25 protein-coding genes are annotated in these 26,694 nt (G+C 46.7%); 11 read left to right on the top strand and 14 right to left on the bottom strand.

The features are described 5' to 3' along the window. The first annotated feature begins 107 nt into the window (after positions 1-107). The gene (gene polA, locus LQ567_RS14535) at positions 108-2,948 is read left to right on the top strand and encodes a DNA polymerase I (RefSeq protein ID WP_231005249.1); all 2,841 of its coding nucleotides are present in this window, start codon (positions 108-110) and stop codon (positions 2,946-2,948) included. Between the two features lie 116 nt (positions 2,949-3,064). Then, positions 3,065-4,543, top strand: coding sequence for a S41 family peptidase (locus LQ567_RS14530; RefSeq protein WP_231005248.1), 1,479 nt, complete (start codon positions 3,065-3,067; stop codon positions 4,541-4,543). Positions 4,544-4,666: 123 nt separating this feature from the next. Here the strand turns inward: LQ567_RS14530 and LQ567_RS14525 are convergent, their stop codons facing one another. Genes LQ567_RS14525 through LQ567_RS14510 form a run of 4 tightly spaced genes read right to left on the bottom strand, consistent with a single transcriptional unit; the run spans position 4,667 to position 7,467 of the window. Further along, positions 4,667-5,299, bottom strand: coding sequence for a response regulator transcription factor (locus LQ567_RS14525; RefSeq protein ID WP_231005247.1), 633 nt, complete (start codon positions 5,297-5,299; stop codon positions 4,667-4,669). Further along, positions 5,289-6,098 (bottom strand): sensor histidine kinase, encoded by an 810-nt coding sequence (locus tag LQ567_RS14520; protein WP_231005246.1) that lies wholly within the window; start codon positions 6,096-6,098, stop codon positions 5,289-5,291. The genes LQ567_RS14525 and LQ567_RS14520 overlap by 11 nt, the downstream gene beginning before the upstream one ends. Further along, a complete protein-coding gene (locus LQ567_RS14515; RefSeq protein ID WP_231005245.1) occupies positions 6,080-6,724 on the bottom strand; it encodes a hypothetical protein in 645 nt (214 codons plus the stop codon). The genes LQ567_RS14520 and LQ567_RS14515 overlap by 19 nt, the downstream gene beginning before the upstream one ends. Before the next feature lie 29 nt (positions 6,725-6,753). Continuing rightward, positions 6,754-7,467 (bottom strand): hypothetical protein, encoded by a 714-nt coding sequence (locus LQ567_RS14510; RefSeq protein WP_231005244.1) that lies wholly within the window; start codon positions 7,465-7,467, stop codon positions 6,754-6,756. A 593-nt stretch (positions 7,468-8,060) separates the two neighbouring features. On the opposite strand from LQ567_RS14510, the gene LQ567_RS14505 reads away from it, so the two are divergent. Continuing rightward, a complete protein-coding gene (locus tag LQ567_RS14505) occupies positions 8,061-8,747 on the top strand; it encodes a MerR family transcriptional regulator (protein ID WP_231005243.1) in 687 nt (228 codons plus the stop codon). A 124-nt stretch (positions 8,748-8,871) separates the two neighbouring features. After that, complete coding sequence (locus tag LQ567_RS14500) at positions 8,872-9,393, top strand: thioredoxin family protein (RefSeq protein ID WP_231005242.1); 522 nt, start codon at positions 8,872-8,874, stop codon at positions 9,391-9,393. Positions 9,394-9,455: 62 nt separating this feature from the next. On the opposite strand, the gene LQ567_RS14495 is transcribed toward LQ567_RS14500, so the two are convergent. The 3 genes from LQ567_RS14495 to LQ567_RS14485 form a co-directional block, all read right to left on the bottom strand. Then, positions 9,456-10,586, bottom strand: coding sequence for a mechanosensitive ion channel family protein (locus LQ567_RS14495; protein ID WP_231005241.1), 1,131 nt, complete (start codon positions 10,584-10,586; stop codon positions 9,456-9,458). Between the two features lie 99 nt (positions 10,587-10,685). Continuing rightward, positions 10,686-11,495, bottom strand: coding sequence for a hypothetical protein (locus LQ567_RS14490; RefSeq protein WP_231005240.1), 810 nt, complete (start codon positions 11,493-11,495; stop codon positions 10,686-10,688). Beyond that, the gene (locus tag LQ567_RS14485; protein ID WP_231005239.1) at positions 11,492-12,268 is read right to left on the bottom strand and encodes a UDP-2,3-diacylglucosamine diphosphatase; all 777 of its coding nucleotides are present in this window, start codon (positions 12,266-12,268) and stop codon (positions 11,492-11,494) included. Before LQ567_RS14485 ends, LQ567_RS14490 begins: the two co-directional genes overlap by 4 nt. Positions 12,269-12,525: 257 nt before the next feature. Here LQ567_RS14485 and LQ567_RS14480 point away from each other — a divergent pair, with 257 nt between their 5' ends. Next, positions 12,526-14,055, top strand: coding sequence for a sulfatase family protein (locus tag LQ567_RS14480; RefSeq protein ID WP_231005238.1), 1,530 nt, complete (start codon positions 12,526-12,528; stop codon positions 14,053-14,055). A 986-nt stretch (positions 14,056-15,041) separates the two neighbouring features. Here the strand turns inward: LQ567_RS14480 and LQ567_RS14475 are convergent. Further along, entirely contained in the window at positions 15,042-15,458 is a 417-nt protein-coding gene (locus tag LQ567_RS14475; protein WP_231005237.1) for a gamma-glutamylcyclotransferase family protein, read from the bottom strand. A gap of 13 nt (positions 15,459-15,471) precedes the next feature. Further along, positions 15,472-16,113: a LutC/YkgG family protein gene (locus LQ567_RS14470; protein WP_231005236.1), complete on the bottom strand. Its 642-nt coding sequence runs from the start codon at positions 16,111-16,113 to the stop codon at positions 15,472-15,474. Positions 16,114-16,232: 119 nt separating this feature from the next. On the opposite strand from LQ567_RS14470, the gene LQ567_RS14465 reads away from it, so the two are divergent. After that, on the top strand, positions 16,233-16,832 hold the full coding sequence (locus tag LQ567_RS14465; RefSeq protein ID WP_231005235.1) for a hypothetical protein: 600 nt from the start codon (positions 16,233-16,235) through the stop codon (positions 16,830-16,832). Between the two features lie 319 nt (positions 16,833-17,151). Here the strand turns inward: LQ567_RS14465 and ftsH are convergent, their stop codons facing one another. Further along, positions 17,152-19,218 carry an ATP-dependent zinc metalloprotease FtsH gene (ftsH, locus tag LQ567_RS14460; protein ID WP_231005234.1) on the bottom strand — a complete coding sequence of 689 codons (2,067 nt, stop codon included), beginning with the start codon at positions 19,216-19,218 and terminating at the stop codon, positions 17,152-17,154. 70 nt (positions 19,219-19,288) lie between these two features. Beyond that, entirely contained in the window at positions 19,289-19,696 is a 408-nt protein-coding gene (gene rsfS, locus LQ567_RS14455) for a ribosome silencing factor (RefSeq protein WP_231005233.1), read from the bottom strand. A gap of 92 nt (positions 19,697-19,788) precedes the next feature. Between rsfS and LQ567_RS14450 the strand changes: the two genes are divergently transcribed. Both LQ567_RS14450 and LQ567_RS14445 read left to right on the top strand, forming a co-directional pair. Beyond that, positions 19,789-20,562 carry a biotin--[acetyl-CoA-carboxylase] ligase gene (locus tag LQ567_RS14450; protein WP_231005232.1) on the top strand — a complete coding sequence of 258 codons (774 nt, stop codon included), beginning with the start codon at positions 19,789-19,791 and terminating at the stop codon, positions 20,560-20,562. A gap of 62 nt (positions 20,563-20,624) precedes the next feature. Continuing rightward, positions 20,625-21,374, top strand: a complete 750-nt coding sequence (locus LQ567_RS14445; RefSeq protein ID WP_231005231.1) for a porin family protein — start codon at positions 20,625-20,627, stop codon at positions 21,372-21,374. A 35-nt stretch (positions 21,375-21,409) separates the two neighbouring features. Here LQ567_RS14445 and LQ567_RS14440 read toward each other — a convergent pair whose 3' ends face one another. Further along, on the bottom strand, positions 21,410-21,751 hold the full coding sequence (locus LQ567_RS14440) for a DUF4157 domain-containing protein (protein WP_231005230.1): 342 nt from the start codon (positions 21,749-21,751) through the stop codon (positions 21,410-21,412). A 58-nt stretch (positions 21,752-21,809) separates the two neighbouring features. Here LQ567_RS14440 and LQ567_RS14435 point away from each other — a divergent pair, with 58 nt between their 5' ends. After that, positions 21,810-22,412 (top strand): Uma2 family endonuclease, encoded by a 603-nt coding sequence (locus LQ567_RS14435; RefSeq protein ID WP_231005229.1) that lies wholly within the window; start codon positions 21,810-21,812, stop codon positions 22,410-22,412. Positions 22,413-22,433: 21 nt separating this feature from the next. Here the strand turns inward: LQ567_RS14435 and bcp are convergent, their stop codons facing one another. Both bcp and LQ567_RS14425 read right to left on the bottom strand, forming a co-directional pair. After that, positions 22,434-22,901, bottom strand: a complete 468-nt coding sequence (bcp, locus tag LQ567_RS14430; protein WP_231005228.1) for a thioredoxin-dependent thiol peroxidase — start codon at positions 22,899-22,901, stop codon at positions 22,434-22,436. A 23-nt stretch (positions 22,902-22,924) separates the two neighbouring features. After that, positions 22,925-24,799, bottom strand: a complete 1,875-nt coding sequence (locus tag LQ567_RS14425) for a M23 family metallopeptidase (RefSeq protein WP_231005227.1) — start codon at positions 24,797-24,799, stop codon at positions 22,925-22,927. Positions 24,800-24,917: 118 nt separating this feature from the next. Here LQ567_RS14425 and LQ567_RS14420 point away from each other — a divergent pair, with 118 nt between their 5' ends. Together LQ567_RS14420 and LQ567_RS14415 are read left to right on the top strand one after the other, a co-directional pair. Continuing rightward, positions 24,918-25,886 carry a c-type cytochrome gene (locus LQ567_RS14420; RefSeq protein WP_231005226.1) on the top strand — a complete coding sequence of 323 codons (969 nt, stop codon included), beginning with the start codon at positions 24,918-24,920 and terminating at the stop codon, positions 25,884-25,886. 116 nt (positions 25,887-26,002) lie between these two features. After that, positions 26,003-26,677: a DUF4476 domain-containing protein gene (locus tag LQ567_RS14415; protein ID WP_231005225.1), complete on the top strand. Its 675-nt coding sequence runs from the start codon at positions 26,003-26,005 to the stop codon at positions 26,675-26,677. Positions 26,678-26,694 lie beyond the last annotated feature (17 nt).

Below are 26,694 nucleotides of genomic sequence, written 5' to 3'. Positions count from 1 at the left end.
AGAAACCAAAAACAATCAGCGGATCTGCGGCAACGCCATCTGAACACCAGCATTGGTTATTATTGCTGCGTTATCGCGTTTTAGATTCTATACATTACCTTAGCGGAATGGAGAAAAAGTTATTTCTGTTAGACGCGTATGCGCTAGTTTTTCGCGCCTATTATGCACTCATCCGCAGTCCCCGTATCACCAGTAAAAATAAAAATACCAATGCCCAGTTTGGGTTTACGAATACCCTGGTAGAACTGATCAATAAGCAAAAACCCTCCCATATGGCCGTTTGTTTTGATACACACGCCCTTACGGAGCGCCATACGGACTATGCCGATTACAAGGCCAATCGCCAGGAAACACCGGAGGATATCATGATCGCCGTGCCGGATATCAAACGCATCATTAAAGGATTTAATATACCCGTAATTGAGTCAGACGGCTATGAAGCGGATGACATCATTGGCACCCTGAGTATAAAAGCGGCAGCAGCCGGGTACGATGTATTTATGGTAACGCCGGATAAGGATTATGGCCAGCTGGTTACCGATAAGATAAAGATTTACAAACCCGGTTACCAGGGCGGTGACGTAGAGATCATGGGGCCGGAGGAGGTCTGCGCCAAATGGAATATAAAAAGCGTATCCCAGGTGATTGATGTGCTGGGTTTGATGGGGGATGCGGTAGATAATATTCCCGGGATCGCCGGCGTGGGCGAAAAAACAGCGGCCAAGCTGCTGGCGGAATACGAAACCCTGGAGAATGTAGTGGCCAACGCGGAAAATATAAAAGGGGCATTGGGGCGGAAGGTGCAGGAAGGAAAGGACCTGGCCATTCTTTCCAAGAAGCTGGCCACCATTATTACGGATGTGCCGGTTGAATTTCATGAGGAGGATTTCCAGATCAAGGATTGGAATAAAGACGAATTAAAAGAGGTTTTTGGCGAGCTGGAATTCCGGACACTGGCCAAGCGCCTGCTGGGCGAAGAAGGAGAGCTGGCCGCCGCCCCGGTTGCAAAAACGCCGGGCAACAAGGGCCTGCAGATCGACCTGTTTGGAAATGTGATCGGCGGAGCAGAAATAGCCGAACCATTACCTGCTGAAACGGAAGCCGCTTCCGAAGGTTTTACAACGCTAAAAACCATTAAGGACACGCAGCCGCTTTATAAAGCCATTACCGGTGAACAGGCGATCTCCGAATTGGTAAAAGAGCTGTTACCAGTAACGGAGGTATGCTTTGATACGGAAACCACCAATATTGACGCCAATCTTGCGGAACTGGTGGGGTTGAGCTTTTCCATTAAAGCAGGAACCGGGTACTATATTCCTTGTCCGGCAGACCAGGAAGAAACAAAGAAAATACTGGCATTGCTGGCACCTTTATTTGAAGATGAAAGTAAGCTTTGGATCGGCCAGAATTTAAAATACGACCTGCTGGTATTAAAGTGGTATGGCGTAGCACCTAAAGGCAAGATCTTTGATACCATGCTGGCACATTACGTGATTGAGCCGGATGGCAAACGAAGTATGGATCAGCTGAGCGCCAAATACCTGGGCTATGAGCCGATCCACATCGAAGAGTTGATTGGCAAAAAAGGAAAGACCCAGGGCACGATGCGTGATGTGGAGATTGAAAAAATAAAAGATTACGCCGCGGAAGATGCCGACATTACCCTGCAGTTAAAAGAAGTATTTGATCCCATGCTGGAACAACGCCAGGTGCGGCAGGTTTTTGAAGAAGTGGAAAACCCGCTGGTACAGGTATTGACCAATATGGAATTTGAAGGGATCCGTATTGATGAAACGTTTTTGAAAAACTATTCAAAAGAACTGGAAAAAGACGCTGCCGAAGCGGAAAAGAAAGTATTTGAGATCGCCGGCGTAAAATTCAACCTGGCATCTCCCAAACAATTGGGAGAAGTATTGTTTGAACGGCTGCAGCTGGACAGCTCGGCCCGCAAGACAAAAACCGGCCAGTACCAGACCGGGGAGGATGTTTTATTGAAACTGGCGGCAAAGGGGCATGCGATCGCCGATCAGATCATTACCTTCCGGGAGCTGACCAAGCTGCGCTCCACGTATGTGGATGCGCTCCCGCAACTGATCAATCCCAAAACGGGTCGTGTGCATACCACCTATGGACAGGCAGTAGCGGTTACAGGCCGGCTGGCCAGCAATAACCCCAATCTTCAGAATATACCCGTACGTACAGAAAGGGGCAAAGAGATCCGGAAGGCATTTATTCCGCGGGATGAACGGCATGTATTATTGTCGGCCGACTATTCGCAGATCGAACTCCGGATCGTAGCAGCCATGAGCGGTGATGTGAACATGGTGAATGCATTTAAACAGGGCACCGATATTCATACGGCAACGGCTTCCAAAGTATTCAACGTGGAGATGGATGCCGTTACCAAGGAGATGCGTTATAAATCAAAGAGCGTGAATTTCGGTATCATATATGGCCAGGGTGCTTTTGGCCTGGCAGATAACCTGGGCATTTCCCGTACCGAAGCCAAGGGCATTATCGACAGCTATAAAAAGGAATTCTCCGGCATCCAGCGGTATATGGATGACACCATCAATTTTGCCCGGGAGCATGGCTATGTACAAACCCTGATGGGACGCAAGCGCTGGCTGAAAGACATTAATTCCAGCAATTTTACCGTAAGAGGCTTTGCCGAGCGTAATGCCATCAACTCTCCCATCCAGGGTACCGCCGCCGACATGATCAAGCTGGCGATGCAAAAAGTATATGCTGCCATGCAAAAAGCCGGACTCAAAAGCCGGATGATCCTGCAGGTGCACGATGAGTTGATCTTTGATGCGTTAAAAGAGGAAGTGCATGAGCTGAAACCACTGATCATCGAAAACATGCAGGCCGCCCTGCCGTTGCCGTTTGAAGTACCGGTGATCGCCGAATGCGGCGAAGGCAGCAATTGGCTGGAGGCGCATTAATATCCAATAGAGCCTTGCACTGTTACCGGCTGCTTTTTGAACCGGACATTCCCGGAAGCGGGCGGATGTCCGTATTCCGGTGAATTAAAGTACTTTTGATTTTTAAACTATGTCTTATGACCACCATATTGCAAAGAACTGCATTCATTGCTGCCTTATTTTCGCTGGTACTGGTTGCCTGCGAAAAGGATAAACCAACAAGACCGGAAAATAAGGTACCCAGTGTAAATGATTCTATGTATTTCCTTTTCAGGGATCAGTATTTATGGAATGATGTGATCCCCGATTCGGCAACATTTAGGCCCAACAGCTATGCCAAAACGGAAGATATGTTTAATGCGCTGATCAGTTTTAAAAAACAAAACGGAAAAAACCTGGATAAATACAGTTTCCTGGATGACGGAACCGTTGCCGGTGAGATCGGTGGTGTTTCCGGTGGGTTTGGAATGGATGTGAACTACAACGATGTGAATGACCTCCGTGTGGTGGCCGTTTATCCTGGTTCACCGGCCTACCAGCTGGGCATCCGCCGTACCTGGAGAATTACCGCCATTAACGGCAATACCAACCTCAGCTATGACGGAGGCGGAAGTAACCCCGGCCCGAATGTAACGCGGGTTATCAATGGCATTTATTACAGCAATAGCACTTCCCTGACCTTGCAAAAGCCGGATGCCAGCACAGTGACGGTAACGGTAAACGCCGCCAACTACAATATCAACCCTGTTTTGTACAGCACGATCCTAAACCTGTCCGGAAGAAAGGTGGGCTATATTGTGTTTAATGAGTTTATCGCACTGAATAAAGCACAGCCCTTTATTGACCCGGTATTTGACAATTTTATCAGTAGTGGGATCACGGATCTGGTCGTGGACCTGCGGTATAATGGGGGTGGGGCCGTGGAAACAACCGAATACCTGGCCAATCTTATTGCACCTGTTTCTGTTGGAACAAATACCAACCTGATGTACTCGGAGTATTTCAACGCCAATCTTTCTGCACACCAGTACAGCAATTATCTTAGGACAAGGATCGTACCTGGATACAGCTATTCATGGGGTGATGTTTTTGATTCCTGGGTTACGTATGCCGCCAGTCCATTTAAAAAGGTAAAGACGCTCAATCTATCCAATGTAGCATTTATCGGGTCGGGTCAAACGGCATCTGCAAGCGAATTGCTGATCAATGTATTGAAGCCGTATATGACCATAAAAATGGTAGGAGACACTACCTACGGCAAACCAGTAGGTTTTGTAGGAATGACCATCGGTAAGTTCGATATGTATGCGGTTTCACTTTGGTCAAAAAATAAAGACGGAGCAGGTGACTATTTTGACGGAATGATCCCGGATGATGCGAATACGGTGGCAGGGACGAATGACCGGTTTGAGGATTACTCAAAAGACTGGGGAAGCACAGACGAAATCTATCTGCGCAGGGCGTTGAAGATCCTGGGTGTTACCGTGCCCGCTCAACTTATGAGCCGGACCGCGTTGAAAGAACCCGCCAATAACCGTAAACTGATGATCCGGAACCCGATACCCGATCAGCGTTTCAAAGGCATGATCGAAATGCCCAGGCGAATGGGAAATTAAAAAGAGACGATACGCTTCCGGCATTTGGTAAGCCGGCGCTGCATATTGGCAAAGGGACTTTAGCTACAGGTTAAAGTTCCTTTCTGATAGTACGGTATGTTAGTAAAAACGGAAGGTGATTTTTCAGACCCACCCCTTTTTAATGGCAATCAACACCAGACCTACCCGGTTTCGTACCTCCAGCTTTTCCATAATATTGGTGGCGTAGCTTTCCACCGTACGTGCGCTTAAAAAAACCGAAGCTGCAATTTCCTTGTAAGTGGCATCCGAGCAAAGCCAGGGGATCAGCTCCCGCTCTTTGGGGCTTAGTTCCTGCTGTGTTACCTCTTTTTTGATATAATCATTGGCCAGGGCCTTACTCACCTTCGCATTGTAAAAGATGCCTTCTTTTACAATGGTGTTGAGGGCATGGGCCAGGTCCTTTTGCTGGATGCTTTTTAATAAATACCCCTTTGCACCGGAGCGGATCATCTTGATGATCTTTTCATCATCGTCCTGCATGCTTAACGCCAGTACGATAACGCCCGGATGATGTTCGGTGAGCCATTTGGCCACCGCGTAACCGTCCATTACCGGCATTTGCACATCGAGGATCACTACATCCGGGATGTTTTTAGGATGGTGGAACCGTTCAATCATTTCATTGCCACTGCTGCATGCATACAGCACATCAAAATTGGGGATCGAGCTGATCATGGTAGACAAGGCCTGCGCAATCAGTATATGATCGTCAACAATGACAATACTATGCCTCATGTTCGGGGATTTTGTTTAAAGGTAATGAAATGTGCAACTGCGTACCGTTGTTGCAGCTCCAATGACAAGTGGCGCCAATGCTCTGAACCCTCCGCTCAATGGATTGCAGGCCGCTGCCACCACTGATGCGGTAGCCGCCCGCCCGGTCCCAATCGATCCCCTTCCCATTGTCGGAACAGGCGATCTTAAGTACCGACCCGGCTAATGCCACCTCGATCTCGATGGCGGTACCGCCGCTGTGTTTTAAACTATTTTGGATAAACTCCTGGCAAATGCGCACGATAGACAGGTTGGTATGCTCGTTCAGTAACCCGGATACATCCCGGTGACAGGAAAAAAATGTTTGACAGAGCCCGCTTTCATTGATCCGTGCCATTTCTTTTTCCAGGTAGTGTACAAAACTGAAATCGGAAAAGTTTTGCGTGGTCAGCATCTTGCTGATGCTGCGCAACTCGTTCAGCGATTCCTGGATGAGCACATTCTGTGCAGTGATCCTGCGTTTGATGTCGTCCATATCATCCGATTGCAGCGTGTTCTCCATCTGCAGATACGTAAGCGTCAGTTTTTGCCCGATGGTGTCGTGTAATTCACTGCCGATGTTCTGCATCAGTTGCTCCTGTACTTCCTGCCGCGTTTCCAGCAGCTCCTGTTTGTGCAGGATGGCATTGGCTTCCCGCTCTCTTTTATAAAGAATGTTACGCCGGCGGATACTGATAATGATAAAGTATACCGCCATTACCAGCAGCAATACCGTCAGAATCACCGAAAGGAAAAAAACATTTATTTCTTTTTCGCCCATAGAAATCCAAAAGTTATAATGCCATATAAAAAATAATTGAAGGCAAAGAACAGATAATAGTATATATAAAACAGCCCGCGATAGGTGCCAAACAGGTAAAACTTGGTAATATTATAGGGAAGGGTACCCAGGTAAAACAGGAGCAGGCCGATGGAAACATACATGAACGGATCCCGCGTCACTTCTTCGATCTCCTCACTATTCATCAACTCAAACAAATAATGAAGACTGCATGCGGAAATAAAAATGGCTTCAAGGGTATAGTTAAATGTATTGAACTGGTACGGATCGCCTGCAAAGAACTGTAACAGGGTTATAAAGAGCACAATGCTTATAAAGCCTTTAATGGCATGTTTCCAGTACCCCAATCTGGTTTTCCGGTAAAAGAATAATAAAAGACAGACACATTGCACCGGCAGCATACAGTTATACCAGATATTGGTAAAGCGTACGATGATATCCGGATGCATAAAAATGCGTGCAAAGTATACGGAAGTTTCGGCAATGACCACGCAGGCCAGGAAGGCAACGATCAGCGCCGCATCCCTGTCGCCCTTTCTTAAAAAAAACAGCCCCGTTAAAAAACCGGTCCATTCTAAAAAGATCAGGATATAGAAGGAGATCATTTTTACGAGGCGTTATTAAAGAGTTGATGTTATTCTACACTGGGAGGAGGACAGGCACCACCCTGATTCAATCCTACTTCCTGCGTATTGGAAGGCGGCGGTGGAAGAAAACTCATGGTTGTTACCAGTCTGCGGTTGGGCGCAGCTGCCAGTAAGGGGTGCATCTGTTTGCCTTTTCCCGGGATTTCGCCGGAGGGAAAGAAATCGTGGTACTGCGCGGTTCTCAGATCTTTGTATGCCGGCACCAGTATCAGCGTATGACGGCCTTTAAGGCTCACGTAATCGGCACCCCTGGGTTGAAGGCCGGGGTATGCCGCATCATAAATCTTGATACCCAGTTCGGAGCTGGTTACTTTACTGCCGTCGGGTTTTACCAGTTTGCCATTTCGTACCAGTTCATCCATGGTATATACCAGTTTTTTAATGCTGTCCAGTGAAAATGTGGTCAGCCGCGAATCCCAGAATGTGGTCTTTTGCGTACTATCGGGTTTGTTGCCCAGGTACCGGTTGAGCCCTTCTGTGATGAACCGGTATTGAAATTCCCTGAAGGTTTTGGTCATCTCCAGCGCCTTATCCAGGGTTACATACTTGAGGTTGATATCTTTCGGATTCACACTGCCCTCCGATACAAAAAAACGGGTATCGTTATTGCCGGCTTCCCGCAATTTCCGGTTTTCTAAAAACAGGTAAATCAGACCGGCAAGCATGACCAGGAAAAGCAAAAAGGAGGGAAATCGTTTCATAATAAATGGTTTTAGTTTTTATTGTTTGATATGGCAGTATAAATCTAGATTCAAATACCGGATGATAAAAAACAAATTTGCATATATCCGGATGATCGATTTGCAAGGGCTTTAATATCAATAATATATGTTTGTTTTTCTGATAAAACCAATCAGGAGCACCATCCGTAAAAATACGGTAATCCACACAGGGAAAATCCCCCTGAAATTGGGTATTTATCCCATAGGCAGGGGCCGGCTGCTGTTGCATCTTTGTAATGCAAAACAGGAACAGTAAGCGATTCGCAGTATCAGATTAAAAAAAATCAAACATCATAAGCAAGCAATCATAAAACTGGCCGCTGAAAAACACAATCAATCAACATACATGTCCTGACTTATCGGAAATTCAGTCAACAGCTAAACGCTAAAAACTCCAACGGGTCATCCTGCAAATAAAGGATGGCCCTTTTTTTGATGGTGATGGAAGGCGATAAAATACTTTGGAGATCGCTGCATTAAAGGTTAAATTGCAACAGCCGGTATTTTTTGAGATGCCTTAACATTTCATTGTTTACTTTTATTTTTTGTTTATTACCAGATTTGTACCACTCATGACAAAACCAGCACAACCTCAGGGCGCTTTTTCATTTCTGGATGAAGTGGAAAAAGTGGAGCCCATACCCAAGCCCAAGAAGAACATATTGCGGCCTCCTGCAACGATTGAGCTGGAGGAACCGGATGAGGAGCATGCGCCACCGGTGCCGGACGAAACAGTAATGGTGGCCGGGGAACAGGAATTGCCGGAGGATGCGGTGATAACGGCGGAAGAAGATCCGGACATGGAGGAAGACCTGGAAGAAGTGGATACAGGTGAAAAAAATACCGATTTGCCGGAACGCCGCCCTCCGGGTACCAGGGGCCGGAGATCTGTACGGGAAAACAGTATTGCAGCGGACGCGGTGGAAATGCCGGATGAAGAATTGTTATTTAAAAAACATTATTACAGCATGGGTGAAGTGACGGCCATGTTCAAGGAAAGTCATTCGCTGATCCGGTACTGGGAATCTGAATTTGATATCTTAAAGCCCAAGAAGAACGGCAAAGGCGATCGCTTTTTCCGGCCGCAGGATGTAAAGAATCTTTTCCTGATCTACGATCTGTTGCGCCGGAGGAAATTTACCATTGAGGGTGCTAAGGAATATTTAAAAAATCATAAAAAGGCGGATGAAAAATTTGCGGCCGTGCAGTCGCTGCAGCGGATCAGGGGCTTTCTCCTGGAACTAAAGGCCGGGATCTGATTTTATAGAAAGGTTCGTAAAGCACGGACCTTTTTCATTTCCAGAACAGAACGGATCGCTTTTTTGTTATAATACAACGTTGTTGCAGGGATTCTGCGTCCTTGTGGTGAAATTGGTAAATTTTATGAAAAAAATCATTTTGGCAGCTGTTTTAATGAGTACTTCAATACTAAGCCAGGCCCAGCAATATGAAGTGGCCCTGGAAGATCATAACGGTAAACAGGAAAAAATATACCGGGGACATATTTCAGATAGTTTGCTAAGGGCCGATACTTCTTTTAAGTGGTTTGCAGAGGGAGAAAAAATTTACGAGCCCCGCCCGGAAGTTGTAAAGACGGTGAAGAAAAACAGCAGCCAGATCTGGTTTAAAGTATTTATGGGAACCTGGTGCCCGGATTCACATTATGTAATCCCCCGGTTTTACAAGATATTGGAAGCCGCCGGGTATGACAAAGGGAAAGTATCCCTGCTGGCGGTTGACCGGAGCAAGAAGGACAAAGGTAAAATTGCCGAAAACCTGAATGTTACCCGGGTACCGACCATCATTGTTTATCAACATGATACTGAACTGGGGCGTGTGGTGGAATATGGCGAAACCGGCAAGTTTGATGTAGAACTGGCCGATATTATCCAGAAAGTTAAATAAGCCCGGATTTCACGTTGGAAGTTCAAGGGTTGACGTTATACCCCTTTTCTGATGTAGGCGTTTTATTTCTGTACTTGTATATGCTCATTCAAATCGGGATCGCTGGGCTCATCCCGGATAATTTTGATATCACTTACACTTTGTGCCGTGGCAATATGCAGCTCTTCTAACAGGGCAAGTACTTTTAATGTATTCCGTTCCCGGATCACATTAAACTCCCGCGCATTGGCCCCGGTGAAATATTCACAATTGATCAGGATCGCATTGGCTGTAATGCTCGTTACAAATGCAGAAGAAGCAAGAACGCCGGTCCCGCTCAGGATCCCACGAATGCCGCTGAGTAGCTGTTCAATAGCTCCTGCACTGGTGGAGGAGGAAACTTCCAGTTTTAGCTCGGCCCTGCGTTGTACGCGGTTCGACTGGTTATCAAGGATACTGTCTACCATCTGTTTATTGGGTACCGTAATATAGGACTTGTCATCTGAACGGATGCGGGTGCTTCTCAACCCTATTTTTTCAACAACCCCTGAAACGGAGTTGAGTTTCACCGAATCTCCTGTGGCAAAGGGTTTATCAAAAAAGATAATAAAAGAAGCGATCAGGTTTTCCAGGCTTTCTTTCAACGCCAGGGCAATGGCGGCACCTACAATGCTCAGACCGGTAAGCAGGCCTTTTATATCGTAGTTGAACGTGTATTTGAGTATAAAAAGCAGGCCGATGACCGCTACCACTACTTTGATCAGATCCTTAAAAAAGAACACCAGCTGATGGGTTCCCTGGCCGGCTTGTTCTTTTATATAAACTCCCTGCACCATCAGCATCACAAAGTCGATCATCTTTATAATGAACTGGAAGAAGGTAAAAATGATAAAGAAGGTACCGGTCATCCGCAATAATTCACGGAAAGTGATCTTATAAAGCGTAAACTCCAGCTCGGAAGGAAGGGTTAGTTTGTCAAGGGCCGATACGGTAATGAGCACCGCGAAAAAAAGTCCCAGGGGTTTTGCGGCCAATGCCCGGAATGTTGGGAAATCGATATTCTTCCACCGGATCTTTAGTATCTTAAAGATTGCCAGGGCCAGGTAATGCGCAATATATTTTTTAAACAGCAATACCAGCAGGATGGTGGAGCCCACTGCTATGTAGGATCGTATGGAATTATTGAAGTAAACCTGGTTTAAGAACTCGTTCATAAAACAAAAATAAAAATTAATGACCAGATTAAGACCGGCCTGGTGAAGCTGGATAGCGCCCCCTGCCGCTGGAAAAATGTGGCCCGGATACCTGTTGAATTACATGCGGCAGGAATAAACCGAAAGCCCTTCCGCGTCCAGCACATATAGCAATCCGTCTTCAAAAATGTATTGCTGTTTATGTTGGATGGCCTCCGGAATGGGCCATTCTTCAAATTTGAGGGAACTGAGGGTGTACCGGTAGAACCGGCCGGCATCGTTGCCATAAATGTATTTATCAGTGATGCGGAGGTTGCGCCAATGGGTAATGGCGATCCGGCCCTTATATGCACCATAATAATCAAACGTGTAAATGCCATGCGCCGAATCGTAAAGATAGAGCAACTTATTGCGGTCGATGATCTGCTGGGGCGCGAGCGTTTCATTAAAGAGCTGCCGGAAGTCCGGTGTTTTTGACAGGACCTTACCGTTCTCATCTACCTTTTTTAATACATTTTCCATGTTGTCATACAGCCAGATCTTGCCGTCGTAGGAGAGGCCCACCGCCTCCGCGTTAAAGACCTGCTGCCGGCGGAGATCAATATTGTTGACAGGAGACAGCAGACGGTCCAGCATAACGACCGTTGCGAAATTCTTATAATATAAAAGTACGCGCAGCGGGTTCGACACGTCGAGCAGAGAGGCGGCTCCCAGTTTTTTTACATTGTTGTATACTGCCACAGAGTCTCCTTTTTCGTTCAGCTTTTTTAACTGGTTATTGGTTCCCAGAAGGTAAATCTGCTCAAGGTTATCCACTGCAGCAAAGGCATAATTGCCCGGCAAGGTCCGCAACCTTTCAATAGCAGGCTGGCCACTTGCCGTTAGGCGCAGTAAAAAAACAACGGTTAAGAAAAAGGAATAGGGTTTCATCTGCGGATTATTTTTTCTTCTTTATTCAGATAAGAAATCAGCTGTAGATCATCTCCGTCAAAAACGGCATATGTAAAAAAGCGGATCCAGTCACCCAGGTTAATATAGCGGCTGGTAGCCGTAAGACGGAAGTCGATGGGTAAATGGCGGTGTCCGAAGATAAAATAATCGTAATGTTTTTTTTGCAATTGTTCCTTGCAGTAGGTGATCAGCCATTCCCGGTCGGCTCCCAGAAAGGTTTCCTCCGTACTGCCCGTTTTGGCCCGGCTTTTCCGGCTCATGTAATTGGCCGTGCCGATCCCGACCATGGGGGGCAGTATGCCAAACAGCCATTGGCAAATGGGGTTACGGAAAATTTTCTTTAGCCGTTTGTATCCATGATCTCCCGGGCCCAGGCCATCGCCGTGGCCGATAAGGAATTGTTTACCGTTCCATTCAAATTCCTTTGGCTCAAAATAGACCGGCATATTCAGTTCCCGCTGAAAATAGTCTTTCATCCACATATCGTGATTGCCTACAAAAAAATGAAGCCGGATGCCGTTGTCTGCCAGCTCGGCCAGTTTACCCAAAATACGCACATAACCTTTGGGAACTACATGACGGTACTCATACCAGAAATCGAACATGTCGCCTACGATAAAGATCTCAGCCGCCTTTTCTTTTATTTCATCGAGGAACCGGACCAACAGTTTTTCCCGTTCCAGGCTGTCTTCATAAGTGGGCACCCCCAGGTGAAAATCGGAAAGGAAATAAATATGTTTACCTGCTTGCAAATTGATATATAAATTTCAGCAAAGGTAATCGATTTGGGCGCATGCAAATGGAGCGGCTGCGTTTATGTAACTGGTTCTTACCGGCCAGGGATCTCAGCTAGCTAACCGCATAAAGGCACCGCAAATTTTCAATAAAGGGCCGCAGGGTTAAAATGATTGAATCATCGGTAAAAATGGTTGACGATAAAGCGCCGTTAACCCCTATTTTTATAGAGCGAATGCATGCCATTTTTCTTTAACAATTCAAATCAGGATCCATGAATGCTTTTATTCGGCTACAACGAACTGCTACCGCACTGTTTTTACTGCTGGCGGTTACCGTGGTTCAGGGGCAGAAACCACACCAGGCAGTCACAGCGCCCAATATCATCTATATCCTTACGGATGATTTGGGCATTGGAGATGTAAAGCTTTACAATGCAAACGGCAGGATCGCCACTCCCAATATCGACAGGATCGGGCAGGAGGGCATGCGTTTCGATGATGTGCATGCTTCTTCGGCGGTATGTACGCCATCCCGTTACAGCATTGTAACGGGACGTTATGCCTGGCGCAGCCGGCTGGCAAAGGGCGTAATTGATGGTTATGGCAAACCGCTGATCGATCCCTCACGGCTGACCGTGGCCCGGTTCCTGCAACAAAACGGGTATGCTACCGCCTGTATTGGCAAATGGCATCTCGGACTGGGATGGAAGGTAACCAAGCCTGGCAAAATACCGGAAGTGGATTACAGCAGCCGTATTACAGGCGGACCCAATGCGTTGGGGTTTGATTATTTTTATGGCATTGCCGCTTCGCTGGATATGCCGCCGTTTGTTTTTATTGAGAACGATCACACGGTAAGCCTTCCCACCGCCAAAAAGAAATGGGTACGTGAAGGCCCCGCTGCCGCTGACTTTGAAGCGGTAGACTGTCTGCCAACGCTCACTTCAAAGGCGGTGACCTATATCCATGAGCGATCGCGTGAGCAGCGCCCCTTCTTTTTATACTTTACCATGCCATCGCCCCATACACCCGTTGTCCCATCGGACGCGTTTAAAGGGAAAAGCGGTGTAACCGAATACGGTGATTATGTGATGGAGACCGATTGGGCCGTGGGTGAATTATTGAAGGCGGTTGATGCGGAAAAAATTGCAGACAAAACCCTGATCGTGTTTACCAGTGATAACGGATTTGCGCCCTATGTATTAAATACCTGGAATGTGGAAGCGCAGGGGCATTATCCCAGTCTGCATTACAGGGGATATAAGGCTGATATATGGGAAGGCGGACATCGCATACCATTCCTGGTGAAATGGCCGCAGAAAGTAAGCGCCGGTTCAACCTGCAACCGTACGGTTTGCCTGAGCGATTTTATGGCTACCGTTGCCGGCATCCTCCATAAGCCGCTGCCGGCCGCAGCTGCGGAGGATAGTTATAATATGCTGCCGTATTTAACGGGGCAATCTTCACGCGAGATCCGGGAAGCAACGGTTCATCATTCCATAGACGGCAACTTCGCCATCCGGCAGGGAAAATGGAAGCTGGAATTATGTCCCGGCTCCGGGGGGTGGGCCAAGCCAAGAAACGCCGAGGCATTTAAACTGGGGCTGCCGCTTGTGCAGTTATACGATCTTGAGGCCGATATCCGGGAGCAGCACAACGTGCAGGCGGAACATCCCGATGTGGTAAAGCGGCTAACGGCATTGTTACAGCAATATGTAGATAATGGAAGAAGCACTCCGGGCATACCCCAGGAAAATGATGCCCCGGTAGATCTTTGGAAAAAAGTATATGCGAATGAGTAGCCGGAGTGTCGTTGTTATAAAAGCGGATACATAATATTGGTTGCCTATAGATGCATGAAGCGCTGAATACCGAGGATCCGCGTATTGGCAATTCCAAAGAATAGGATGCTCTATAGCGTCGTTTGGTCTCTGCCATCCCTTTGGGATTTAAACCGTTCCTATCCCCGATCAATAATAATATCAGCCCTCCGGGCTTAAATAAATTCAGATATATTTTTGTTGGTGAAAGGTACCGGCAGGCCGTAGCAAGCGCATCGCTTTTAAAATGATTTTCTGTTTTTTTAATCCCAAAGGGATGAAATGATTTATAGATTCGGTCAATGTGTTAGTTAAACCCCGGAGGGGTGAAATTTGTCATCCCGCGTGATTTAAATCTTCCGTATGCTCCGATCAATAATAATAGCCGGCCTCCCGGCTTAAATAGATCTCGGATATGGTTGGTTGTGACTGGTTCGCCGACTGGTGTGAGTAAGCACATCGATTTTAAAATGATTTCCTGTTGTTTTTAATCCCCAAGGTATGAAATGATTTATGATTTGTTAGTATGTTGTTTAAACCCTGGAAAGCGTGAAATCTGCCCTCGTGATTTAAATCTTCCGTATGCCTCGTTCAATAATGATAGCCAGCTTCCCGGTCTAAATAGATTCGAATATGTCTGGTTGTGACGGGTTCGCCGGCCGGAGTGAGTAAGCGCATCGCTTTTAAAATGATTTCCTGTTGTTTTTTATCCTCAAGGATGAAATGATTTATAGATTCGGTCAATGTGTTAGTTAAACCCCGGAGGAGTGAAATAGATTGTTCTCTTTCATCCGTGTACAAATGGGCTCCGGATCTATGATTCCCGGATGGTGAAGATTATCAGCCTTCCGGCCTAAATAATGTTGAAATCGATTGTCGGTGAAGCGACCGTCACGGTACGAATCCGGGAAAACGATCCTCGATAATTCCTGAACCGAAATTTATGCGCCGTGCTGAATTTCAGAATATTATTTCCTGGAATTCAGGTATTCCAGTACATCCCCCGACGCAATAACCGGCTTATCGTGTATGTTATGACTGAACCAGTAAACCCAGGCCTCAAAAGGTTCCTGATTATGAAATACCTGGGAAAGTTCGCGTTTGTAATCGGCCGTTTCACCGGCTTCGGGGTTCACCCCTTCATACCCGTCCAGTTGTGCAATGGCGTAGGATAGCTGATGTGTATGACGGATTTTATAAAGTTCTCCGATGATCTTCCGGCCGCTGCTGTCCGGAATGGCTGCCGGGTATTCGCCCAGGTCGTATAAGGTACCGGAAGCAGTAGCCGGTCCAAGCAATTCGAAATAGCGGGCAATATATTCATAAGCCGGGCTTTTGAATCCGCTTAACAGGGAGCCGTATACAAACAGGTAATTGCTTTGCATATAGTAGGGGTTGCTATTCGGAGATATCGTCAATTAAAAAAACAAATACTTCTTTTGGACCATGTACACCCACCACCAGGGTTTTTTCAATATCCGCTGTCCGGCTGGGCCCGGTGGCAAAGGTCATCAGGGAGGGCAATGCATTGTCATACCGTTCCTTCAGGCCTTCCAGTGCATCTTTTACATCAAAAACCAGCTGACTTGTGTAGGCGATACAAATATGAACCGGTGCATAAACGCTGGTTCTTCGTCCGCTGAGCTGGGCGGAACTCATTACGATGCTTCCCGTACGGGCCACCAGGTACTCGCAACTAGTAATGGCCACGTCACAACCCTCAAGGTCTGCCGGGTTACTGCTGATCTCCAGTTGCTGGCCTATCAATACAGCGAGTTCAGGTTCCTGGCAATAGAGCTTCTGCCAGCCGGTTTTAGATAATAGTGCATGAAACTGGCTGATCAATTCTTTCCGGCTTAAACAAAAAGCAAATTGTCCCTGGAGGGCAGTAAAACGCTCTGCAAATTCAATTTCCAGCTCCTGGTGAAGCGGCTGGAAAACCAGCGATTGACCCTCACTTTTAGGAAAAGGGATGGGTGTTGGCTGGCTCAGTGCTTCCCGGATCTTCTTTAGTACGGTATCTTTTGAGGATCTGATCACTGTGCGAATTTAGTTAATTAGCAAACGTAGCGGATGGAATCGGCTTACAATATTTTAAAACGCGGACAGATACGATTTCTGCGGGATATGTAATATCTTGTTGACTGCAAATAGACAGTATGAAACACTATTTTTCTGTTTTGTGGATGGTTTTCTTTTTCGGATCCTGCGGCGTGGAAGATGCAAAAAGAACGGAAGAAGCCGGTTCCGTAAAGAACAGCCCTGCCTCACTTGAGGCTCCGGCTCCGGTCGTGGAAGACACTGCCCGTATGGTAGCCGGTATCCGGTCCGAATTTGAACGTATTAATAAAGCGCCGCTGATATCCAGGCAGTTTAACTGGCGCAGCCCCGAAAAATGTGAGCCACCTTACCAGGAAGGTACTGCAACCTATTATTATGATCATGAAAAGCTGGTAAAGATTCACAATCATGGTGCCGAAGACCACGGTGAATGGAAGGAGGATTATTATTTCCGGAACGGAGAACTGATTTTTATGTACCTGGATAATGCCTATGGCGGCGCAGCTAATCCTACCGAATATAAATACCAGTGCCGGTATTATTTTAATGGCCATCGCCTGATAAAAAAGCTGGAATCTGCCAACCCGGAATACCACCTGGCACAGGACCGGATCGACCATATGGCCAGGATCGCAGGCCGGTTGTATAGTGCTACGGACAGCACTGCCATCAGCCGGATCCTTACCTGTGAAGAATAACTGGCCGCGAAAAGACAGCGCTCTGAAAGAAGTGGTCTTTTCGTTATGGAAGGAACCATTTTGCGGTACCTGGTCCAATAATGAAATGCTTTGGTGGCTATCGCAAAAGCAGTTATTCCACTGAAACGCGCATCCATACGAATTCTTATAATAGCAGCCCTTAAATTTTCCGGAGGTGCCAGGGGCGGGCGGAATAGCGCTTCCGGTTTTCCATAAAAACGGATGGCGCCGGTTAAATAGACCGCGTTCAGGGCTGTTCAATAAAAAAGCGTTGTTCTTTTTGCTGGAACAACGCTTTTTATAATTATATATTGAACGATTAATTTGCTGTAGGGCTTGTAGGCGGCACACCACCTGGAATCGGCTCAATCGGCACTACCGGGGGTTCATCCGCCAGTAATTTCTTTTCTTCAAAGGGACGTTTACCAATCAGGGTTTCCACATCTGCCTGGAACAATACTTCTTTTTCCAGCAATGCCTTTGCAATGATCTCTACCTGCACTTTCTTTTCTGTTAAAAGCGCTACGGTTTTATCATAGCATTCCGCAATGATGGCCCGTACTTCCTCATCGATCAGTTTAGAAGTTTCCTCACTGTACGGCTTTGTAAAGGAAGTGTCCTGGTGGGGATTATAGAAGCTCACGTTACCTACTTTTTTGCTCATACCATATACCGTTACCATCGAGTAGGCAATTTGTGTTACATTCTCCAGGTCGCTTCCGGCACCGGTGGATATTTTCCCAAAAAAGATCTGCTCGCTTACGCGGCCGCCCAGGGCCATGCACATGCGGTGTACCAGGTCTTCCGTCCGGTAGAGGTATTGCTCTTTTGGTGTATACTGTGCGTATCCCAAAGCAGCGGTTCCTCTTGGAACAATGGTTACTTTCAGCAATGGGTAAGCATGCTCCAGGAACCATCCTGCTACGGCATGACCCGCTTCATGGTAGGCGATCACCTCTTTTTCATGCGGTGCAATGATCTTATTCTTCTTTTCCAAACCACCAATCACACGGTCGATAGCATCCTGGAAGTCGGCCATATCCACCCCGTTCTTATTCTTGCGGGCGGCAATCAGTGCGGCTTCGTTACAAACGTTGGCAATATCCGCTCCGGCAAAACCAGGCGTTTGCTCCGCCAGTTTGTGAATATCCAGCGACTCGGAGGTTTTAATTTCTTTCAAATGCACTTTAAAAATAGCTTCACGGCCGGCCAGGTCGGGTTGATCGATAGTGATCTGGCGGTCGAAACGGCCGGGGCGCAACAACGCGGAATCCAGTACATCCGGACGGTTGGTGGCGGCCAGTACGATGATACCGGTATCGGTGCCAAAACCATCCATTTCCACCAGCATCTGGTTCAGCGTGCTTTCCCGTTCATCGTTGCTCATCATGGCATTTTTACCACGGGCGCGGCCAATAGCATCGATCTCATCAATAAAGATGATACAGGGGGCTTTTTCACGGGCCTGCTTAAACAGGTCACGTACCCGGCTGGCACCCACACCTACAAACATTTCCACAAAATCAGAACCACTCAGGCTGAAAAAAGGTACCTGTGCTTCACCGGCCATTGCCTTCGCCAAAAGGGTTTTACCGGTTCCGGGAGGGCCCACCAGCAAGGCGCCCTTGGGAATTTTACCACCAAGGCTGGTATATTTTTTAGGATTTCTCAGGAAGTCAACGATCTCCATTACCTCCACTTTGGCTTCATCCAGTCCTGCTACATCCGCAAAAGTGATGTTTACCCGGGTTCCTTTGTCAAAAAGGGTCGCCTTGGATTTACCGATATTAAAGATGCCCCCGGGTCCGGCACCGCCACCGGCGCCACCGCCCATTTTGCGCATCATCAATATCCATACGCCGATAAGCAAGAGGAATGGCAGAATAAAGCTGATTGAACGGGCCATGAAATCACTATCTTCATCCACATCCGCAGTAGGTACCTTCACTTCGGGGTGGTTTTTATAAAAATCGGCCATCGACTCCTGGAAATTATCACCGCTGGTTATTTTAAAGAATAACTGGGGATCGTTGGATGCGCCAAGCGTCGATTTGGGATTGGTCTGCTTTGCAATATCGGGGTATTTCTGAATGCTGTCTTTGTTTACCCACACGCGTACTACATTCCGGTTATTGATCACCACGTATTTCTGAACATCGCCCTTTAGCACCATTTTTTTAAAATCCTGAAAATTGGTCTGGCTGCTGCTGGAACCAAACGGATTCAGAAATTGCAGGGCCAGCATAATGGCCAGGATGATAATAAATGCCCAATAGCTGCCAAATCTTACCTTCTTGGGTTCATTACCGCCTCCATTGCCCGAAGGCTTCGGTGAAAACGGGTTATTCCGCTGTTTTTCTTGTCTGTTATAATTGTTTTGAGACATGTTCTGTAATTATGATACTATAAGGCAAATTTTATTGAAATGTTTAAGAGGTATTACTATTTTTCCTCAATTAAGGCTCTTTGTGCTCTTTTACACTGCTGTCGCTCCACATTTCTTCCAGGTTATAGAATTTGCGTTGTTCCGGCAGCATGATATGAACTACAATATTTACATAGTCCATTAAAACCCATTGCAGTGTTTGTGTACCTTCCCGCTGGTAAACATTTTCACCGGTTGCCTCTTTTACCCGGTATTCAATATTGTCGGCGATTGCTTTGATCTGGGGGCCGCTTGTTGCGTCGCAAATGATAAAAAAATCGGACACGGCTTCTGTGATCTGCCTGAGATCCAATGAAACAATATGTTCCCCTTTTTTTTCCTGAATGGCAGAAATAATCGTTTTGAAAATTTTAGAATTTCTTGTAAGCCTGGCTGTACCTGAAATTTTACGTTTTGTTAGCGATGCTAATGGTTCCAAATAGAAGAATTTATATTTTTTTAACGGGAATCCGTCCCTTTACAGAAACGGAGTCCTTAAACTTATTTTACTTTGTTCAAAAATAGCAAATATTGACGCAAAAAAAGGCAGATGCTTCTCAAATTCCTGCTGTCATTGAATTGCCGCAGGTAGACAGTACCAATAACTATGCCCTTAGCCGGATACGTGAAGGTTTGGCATACCATGGCATGGGGGTTTTTGCGCATGAGCAACTGGCCGGTAAGGGACAAAGAGGAAAAAAATGGGTTACCGCTTCGGGGCAAAACATTCACCTGAGCCTCATTATAGCGCCTAAAGGCCTGGAACTGGCACAGTTATTTGCGCTTAGCGCGATGATTGCCGTGGAAACCCGGGCGTTTTTGGCAGATCTGGCAACGGGCAACTGGTTTATAAAATGGCCGAATGACATTTACTTTCAAGACAGAAAGGCAGTTGGAATGCTGATCGAAAACATCATTACCGGACAGAAATGGAACTGGGCTGTGGCGGGAATCGGGATCAATATCAACCAGGACCATTTTCCGGAGGAGCTGAAACAGGCCGTTTCCCTCAAACAGGTAACCGGAAAAAGCTATGATTGCCTGGAGCTGGCTAACGAACTGGCAAGACGCATTTTTAATCGCTTCAACGCGCTGGAAACCGGTTTTGAAGCAACATTCGCGTTGGTGCTTGAGCAATATAACCGTTTTTTATACAAACGGAACGAACCGGTAATATTTCGCGATGAGCAGGGCACGGTATTCCCTGCTGTCGTAAAAGCGGTAAACAGCCAGGGCCGGCTATTGCTGGAAGGCGCACCAAAGCCTATGTATGATTTTGGCGCGTTAAGCTGGCTGATACGGTAATCCGGGAATGTGTTATTTTTGATGATGCTAAAACGCAATGATCTGCAATAAAACGACTTCTTTTGAAAAAAACAGTACTGCTTCTTTTGATGGTAACCCAGCTGTATGCCGGCTATGCCCAGCAATACAGTCTTTCTGTAAATGCAGGAGGAAATGCCAGTTTTGTGAAGAACTTTCAAAGCAAAATAATCTATGTGGAGGACTTTGTTATTCCAGACTATATTAATATTGATAATTCACGACAATCTCCTGTAAATTATTCTGCACCATCTCAAACAAAACCGGGTGTTGGTTTTTACGTTGATGGAGCCATAACACGCAGGCTAGCGAATCATTGGGGACTATCTGCTTCACTGGGTGTGACGCAAACTGTTTTTACGTATGATACCAAAATAGGTATGGAAGCGGTTTCTATGAAATCTGTCTGGAACGGTTATGGGGATTCTCGTTTTACCTATCTGTACTCGAAATTGCTGAATGTTGAAAAACAATTCAACCGGTTGAGCCTTCAGGCGGGTCCTGTGTTGAATTACCTTATCGCAAAAAAGTATTCCAATACGATTATTCGTTATGGAAGTGATGGCAAAGCGGTTTCTGGCTATTTTGAAGAAAAAGGCCTCCCGAGGAAATTACTGATTGGAGGACAGTTGAATATGCGTTACCGGGTGCTGAAACCTCTTGACGGCGTGCTGGGAGCTGGGTACAGTTTTAGTTCCCTGTATCAAAAGGAAAACACGGGTATGGATGTATACAAAAAAAGTAAACCGCTTCAGGTATCATTGGGGCTTCACTACCGGCTTGCCGGACTCTAGTGATAAAAAACTTCACAGACGGTGCCGCTGCTGCATCATACCTGTACTTTATCGCCCTTTTTCAGTACAAACCGGGCCAGGATAGCGGCATCATGCTCAGCGGCTCTTGCCTCTTTTTCAAGCGGACAGTTAAAATATCCATACTTTATAGCCTGCGCCAGGTATTTGAATAAAAATTTCAGTGTTCCGTATTGCTGGTATTGTTCGATGTGTTTCAGCTCGTGCCGTACCCAGCGCTCATCCGCCAGGAATGCAGCCCGGGTAACCCCATACAAATGAATGGTATGGCCAAGGACCATGGCCACATTTTTCGATTTTAACTTTCCGGCTGCCAGCCGGGCGATGAATGAGTTTTCTTTGATACGGAAAGAATGCATGATCAGTTGCCCAAAAATACGACAGAAATCCCGCCATAAAAAGTGGTAACTTGCAAATATGGAAGATCATATTTTACATGAGCCGGCACCTGCTTACCAGAAAGCATATTACACCATTCCGGAATACCTGGAAATGGAAAAAGCTTCCCCCGAAAAACATGAATACTACCGCGGCGGAATTTTTGCCATAGCCGGTGCCGGACGGAAGCACAATGTGATATTTAAAAACATGCTGGGAAGACTCTATATGCAGCTGCAAGGCCGGCCTTGTCAACCTTATGGCAGCGACCTCCGTATCCATATCCCGGAAAACACCCTGTTCACCTACCCTGATATTTCCATTATCTGCGGAGATATTGTTCCATCTCCGGAAGATGCCGATACCGCTGTTGCGCCTGTTGTGCTGATCGAGATCCTTTCTCTTTCTACAAGAGATTATGACCGGGGTAGTAAATTTAAGCTATACCGTGATATTCCGGCATTGAAAGCCTACATTCTGATCGATTCGGAAAGTATCAATATTGAAGCCTTCCGGCTTAATACCACGGGACATTGGGAGCTGGAAGAGTATAAAACACCTGGCGAAACGCTAATCATCAGTGCGATTGACACAGCCATCCCGATCCAGGAAATTTATGAAGGCACTAAATTAACCGTGTAAACGGAAGGACTTCTTCCTGGCTTATTTTTTCAGCTTGCTGATGATTTCTTCCGCATGACTGGCACTTTTGGGTTTGAGGAAGATTTTCTGGATGATGCCTTTTTCATCGATCACAAAAGTAGTGCGGTGCAGCCCCATGTATTTATTGCCAAACATCTGCTTTTCGCCCCACACCCCATATTTTTCAATAATGGTATGCCGCGGGTCGGCGAGTAGGGGAAAGGGGAGCGAAAATTTCTTTTCGAATTTTTTGTGTTTGGCTTCATCATCAGGACTGATACCAATGATCTGAAGCCCTTCCTTTTTTAACAGGGCGTAGTTATCGCGCAGGTTGCAAGCCTGTATGGTACAGGTGGGGGTATCATCCTCTGGATAAAAATACAGCACCACTTTTTGGCCTTTAAAATCTTTCAGCGAAATTTTTTTTCCATCCTGGTCTGTACCCGTAAATGCCGGGGCTTTGTCTCCTTCTTTCAAATGTGTTGCCATATAATTGTAAACAGTTTTTGATCTTATTTTTTCTTCTTGCCGGTGGCTTTTTTTGTGGTTTTGCCGGATGCTGTTTTTGCAGCTGTTTTAGACCGGGTACTGCTTTGCTTTTTTGTAACGGTATGTTTGCCGGAGGCTGTTTTCTTTGTGCTGGTTTTAGGCCGTTCCCGCACCGGTTCATCCGCAACAGATCCGCCGCCTCTTCTAAATTTCCAGCTTCGTTCGGTTTTATTTCCGGCAATATCTGTAACAGTTACAGCGAGGGTATGTTCACCCGGGGGGACTTTTTCGTCAAAATAATAAAGATAGGTTCTACCCTTATCATTGGTGAACCGGATCCAGCGGCCATCTATTTCCGCGCGAAAGTCGGCAATACCGAAATTGTCGGTGGGCGTAAAAGCGATCCGGGAGGACCGGCTCAGATCTACGACGGCGCCGCTGCCCAATGCATTGATGGACGGCGGCGTGTTGTCTACAAACGCCTCGAATGTTCCAAAATCGCGGAACAATGCGCTCACCCATTCCCCGTTCCAGCTTGCTTTTTTCACCGTACTGCCGCTGCCGGTTCTTTTGATTACGATGCGATCGCGGTTTTCCGGAGCTATGGATTTTTCAGGCTTAATGCGTACTTCAAAGTCGCTGTGCGCCGGTATATCATTTTCTCCCAGTTTGTGTCTTGCAGAAATACTGCTGCCGCCGCCGGATGAAAGCCGGGTATAACCGGAGTTCATTTTATCATATAAAACAAACATGGGCAGGTAGGCTTCAAAGTCATATTTAAAAATGCGGTTCAGCCGGTTGGGCAGCCATTCGTAGGATTTAACCGCAGGAGGCGTTGCTCCGTTGTTTTTCAGTTTGAATGCAAGTGTGGCTGTATTGCCGCGGGTATCACTTACCAGTATCTGTATATCATGTTCGCTGGTATCCTTTACCCGGATGGTATTGTTGTTCCACCCCAGGTCATAATAGACGCCGCCCCGGTCGCCGGGCAATTTGGAAATATGCTGCACCCAGGCCCCGCCATTGGCCTTCATTTTATAATCGACCTGGCAATTCATATACCGGGTACTGTTATAACCGATGCTGTCGATGTAAAAGCTGGAGATCTCGCGGTCATCCAAAAAAAGCCGGGCACTGTAAATACCATCACGGTTGCCGGCGCTGTTCCAGGTATCGTAAGCCTGTATGGCAAAACTCAGGTTGTTGAACGCCGTCTGGAGCTGCCCGCCCGGCACGGTGTACGATGATCCGGACCTATGAACAGGAACGCTCACCGGATATTGGTCATAAGTACTGTTATTGCGGTCGTACATGACCAGCTTCACGATCGATGGAGGATAGATATCGTTGAATGGAGTGCCAAACAGGTCCGGGTTCAAACGTCTTCCGGATTTGGTATCGATCACTTCCCAGTGCACATGGGGGCCCTGGGAGCCGCCGGTAGTGCCGCTGTAGGAAATAAAATCACCCTTTTTAACCGGAAATTTTCCGGGCGGAATGTTGAGATGTGTTTCCCAGGATTCTTCCTCGTATTGGTGATCGGTTACATAGGCTTCAAGATCGGGCCGGAAATCATTTAAATGACCATAAAGAGTGGATAGACCATTGGGATGGTTGATAATGATCCAGCGCCCCCAGCTCAACGGCTCAATTCCTACAAAGGCAATATAGCCGTCCGCGGCTGCTACCACCTGCTGATTTACTTTTTGATTGGTTCGCACGTCTAAACCCATATGCCAGTGATTGGGACGCAGTTCGCCCATGTTGGCCACAATATCGGGATTCAGTAATGTTGGCCACCTGAAATAATTTTGCGGGTAAACCGGTTTTTTATAAAGTTGGGCGTGCGAAAAAAAGCCGGCTAACAAGAGTATGGATAAGATAAAATGCTTTGCCATCCATTCAAAAATAGGGAAACAGGCAGACTTGGTGTCTGCATATCGCAATTTTTAGTGATAAGGGGTAGTTTTCCTGGAAGTGTGGCTAACTTTGCATGGCATATAAACGAACTGCTTTATGAAACGTTTTTTGAAATTTTTGGTCCTTGCTATTATTATATTGATGGTAGCCGCATTGGGCTACCTTAAAATTTTATTGCCTGCGGTAGGAAAGGCTCCGGATGTACAGGCGAAAGCTTTGCCGGACCGGGTAGAAAGAGGTCGCTATCTGGCCAATCATGTGGCCGTTTGTATGGATTGTCATTCAACAAGAGACTGGACGCGGTTTTCGGGGCCGGTTGTGGAAGGCTCAACCGGTGTGGGCGGTGAATATTTTGGCCCCGAAATGGGTTTCCCCGGCACCTTTTATTCTAAAAATATTACCCCGTATCATCTTTCCGGCTGGACCGACGGTGAAATTTACAGGACAATTACAACAGGTGTCAACAAGAACGGAGAAGCCTTGTTCCCGGTAATGCCCTATTTAAATTATGGGAAAATGGATCCGGAGGATGTGTTAAGCATCATTGCGTACCTGCGCACCCTGACATCCCAAAAAAGCGATCCGCCGGCCCGGAAGATCGACTTCCCCCTGAACTTTATCATCAATACGATTCCGAAAAAAGCGGAGCCGATGCCGCGGCCTGATACGGCTGATATTGTAAAGCGGGGTGAATACCTGGTGACCATCGCCGCATGCGTGGAGTGTCATACACCCGTTGATAAAGGGCAGATCATACCGGAAAAGGCATTCAATGGAGGAAGGGAATTTGTAATGCCGGCTGGTGTTTTACGCACACCCAATATCACACCGGATGTTAAAACCGGCATTGGTGCCTGGACGGATAGTATGTTCGTAAGCCGGTTTAAATTATTCAACAGGCCGGAAGCACTGCACCCTGTGGGCAAAAATGAATTCAACACCATTATGCCCTGGAGCATGTACGCCGGTATGACAGAGGGCGACCTGAAAGCGATCTTTGCATACCTCAAAACAATAAAGCCGGCAGATCATCGCGTGGTGATATTTACAGCAGCAAAAAAATAGCAGCGGAGTAAAACAGCTGCTTTTATTAATGGGGAGATTTAATTTGTAACATTCTTAACAACCGGAGGCGAACGCTTTTATAAAACGGCGCTTCTATGCTGTAAAGCAAAATTGTTATGAAGAAGTTGTACTACCTCCTGCTGCTGGGCCTGCCTTGTTTTGCCGGTGCCCAATCGACGGTTCAGGTGAAAAACGACCGGAATCACAGCTTTAATATTATTCTGGAAAATGCTACCCACTACTTTGAGGAAAGCGGGTCGAATATTTCCATTGCCAACCTGCCTGGAGGAAGGTACAAGCTGAGGATATGGGACCCGTTCTTTCCGCAGGCGTCTACCCGCGAAACAAATGTGGATCTCAAACCCGGTCAAAAAGTAACGATTTCCGTGCGGCAGGAAATGCAATTAGAAAAAACCGAGGAACTGCTAAAAACAGGGTCCGGGAGACCGGTTGTTTCCCGCGATCCGTTGGCGTACCCGGAAGGAGTCACTTATCCCCGGCTCCCGAGAATGAAGGACGCGGATGCAAATGCACTTGCCAGGGCCATTGGCGGCAAAGCGTTTGATGATGATAAAGAAGCGATCTTCAGAGCCGGTACCCAATACAATTCTTTTACCACGGCACAGGTGCGGCAATGGATCACCAGTTTTAAATTTGGCAATAACAAGCTGAAAATGGCGAAACTGGTTTTTCCGCAGGTAACGGATAAACAAAATTATCACCAGCTAAAGGACTGTTTTATATTTTTGGATGAACAATCGGAGTTTATAAAATTTTTAAATCAGCAATAAATCAGCAATAAAGGCTA

The sequence above is a fragment of the Niabella pedocola genome, from assembly GCF_021044425.1.
Taxonomy (GTDB): Bacteria; Bacteroidota; Bacteroidia; order Chitinophagales; family Chitinophagaceae; genus Niabella; species Niabella pedocola.
The sequence above is the reverse complement of the archived record's forward strand: the minus strand, read 5'-3'. Positions and strand labels throughout refer to the sequence as shown.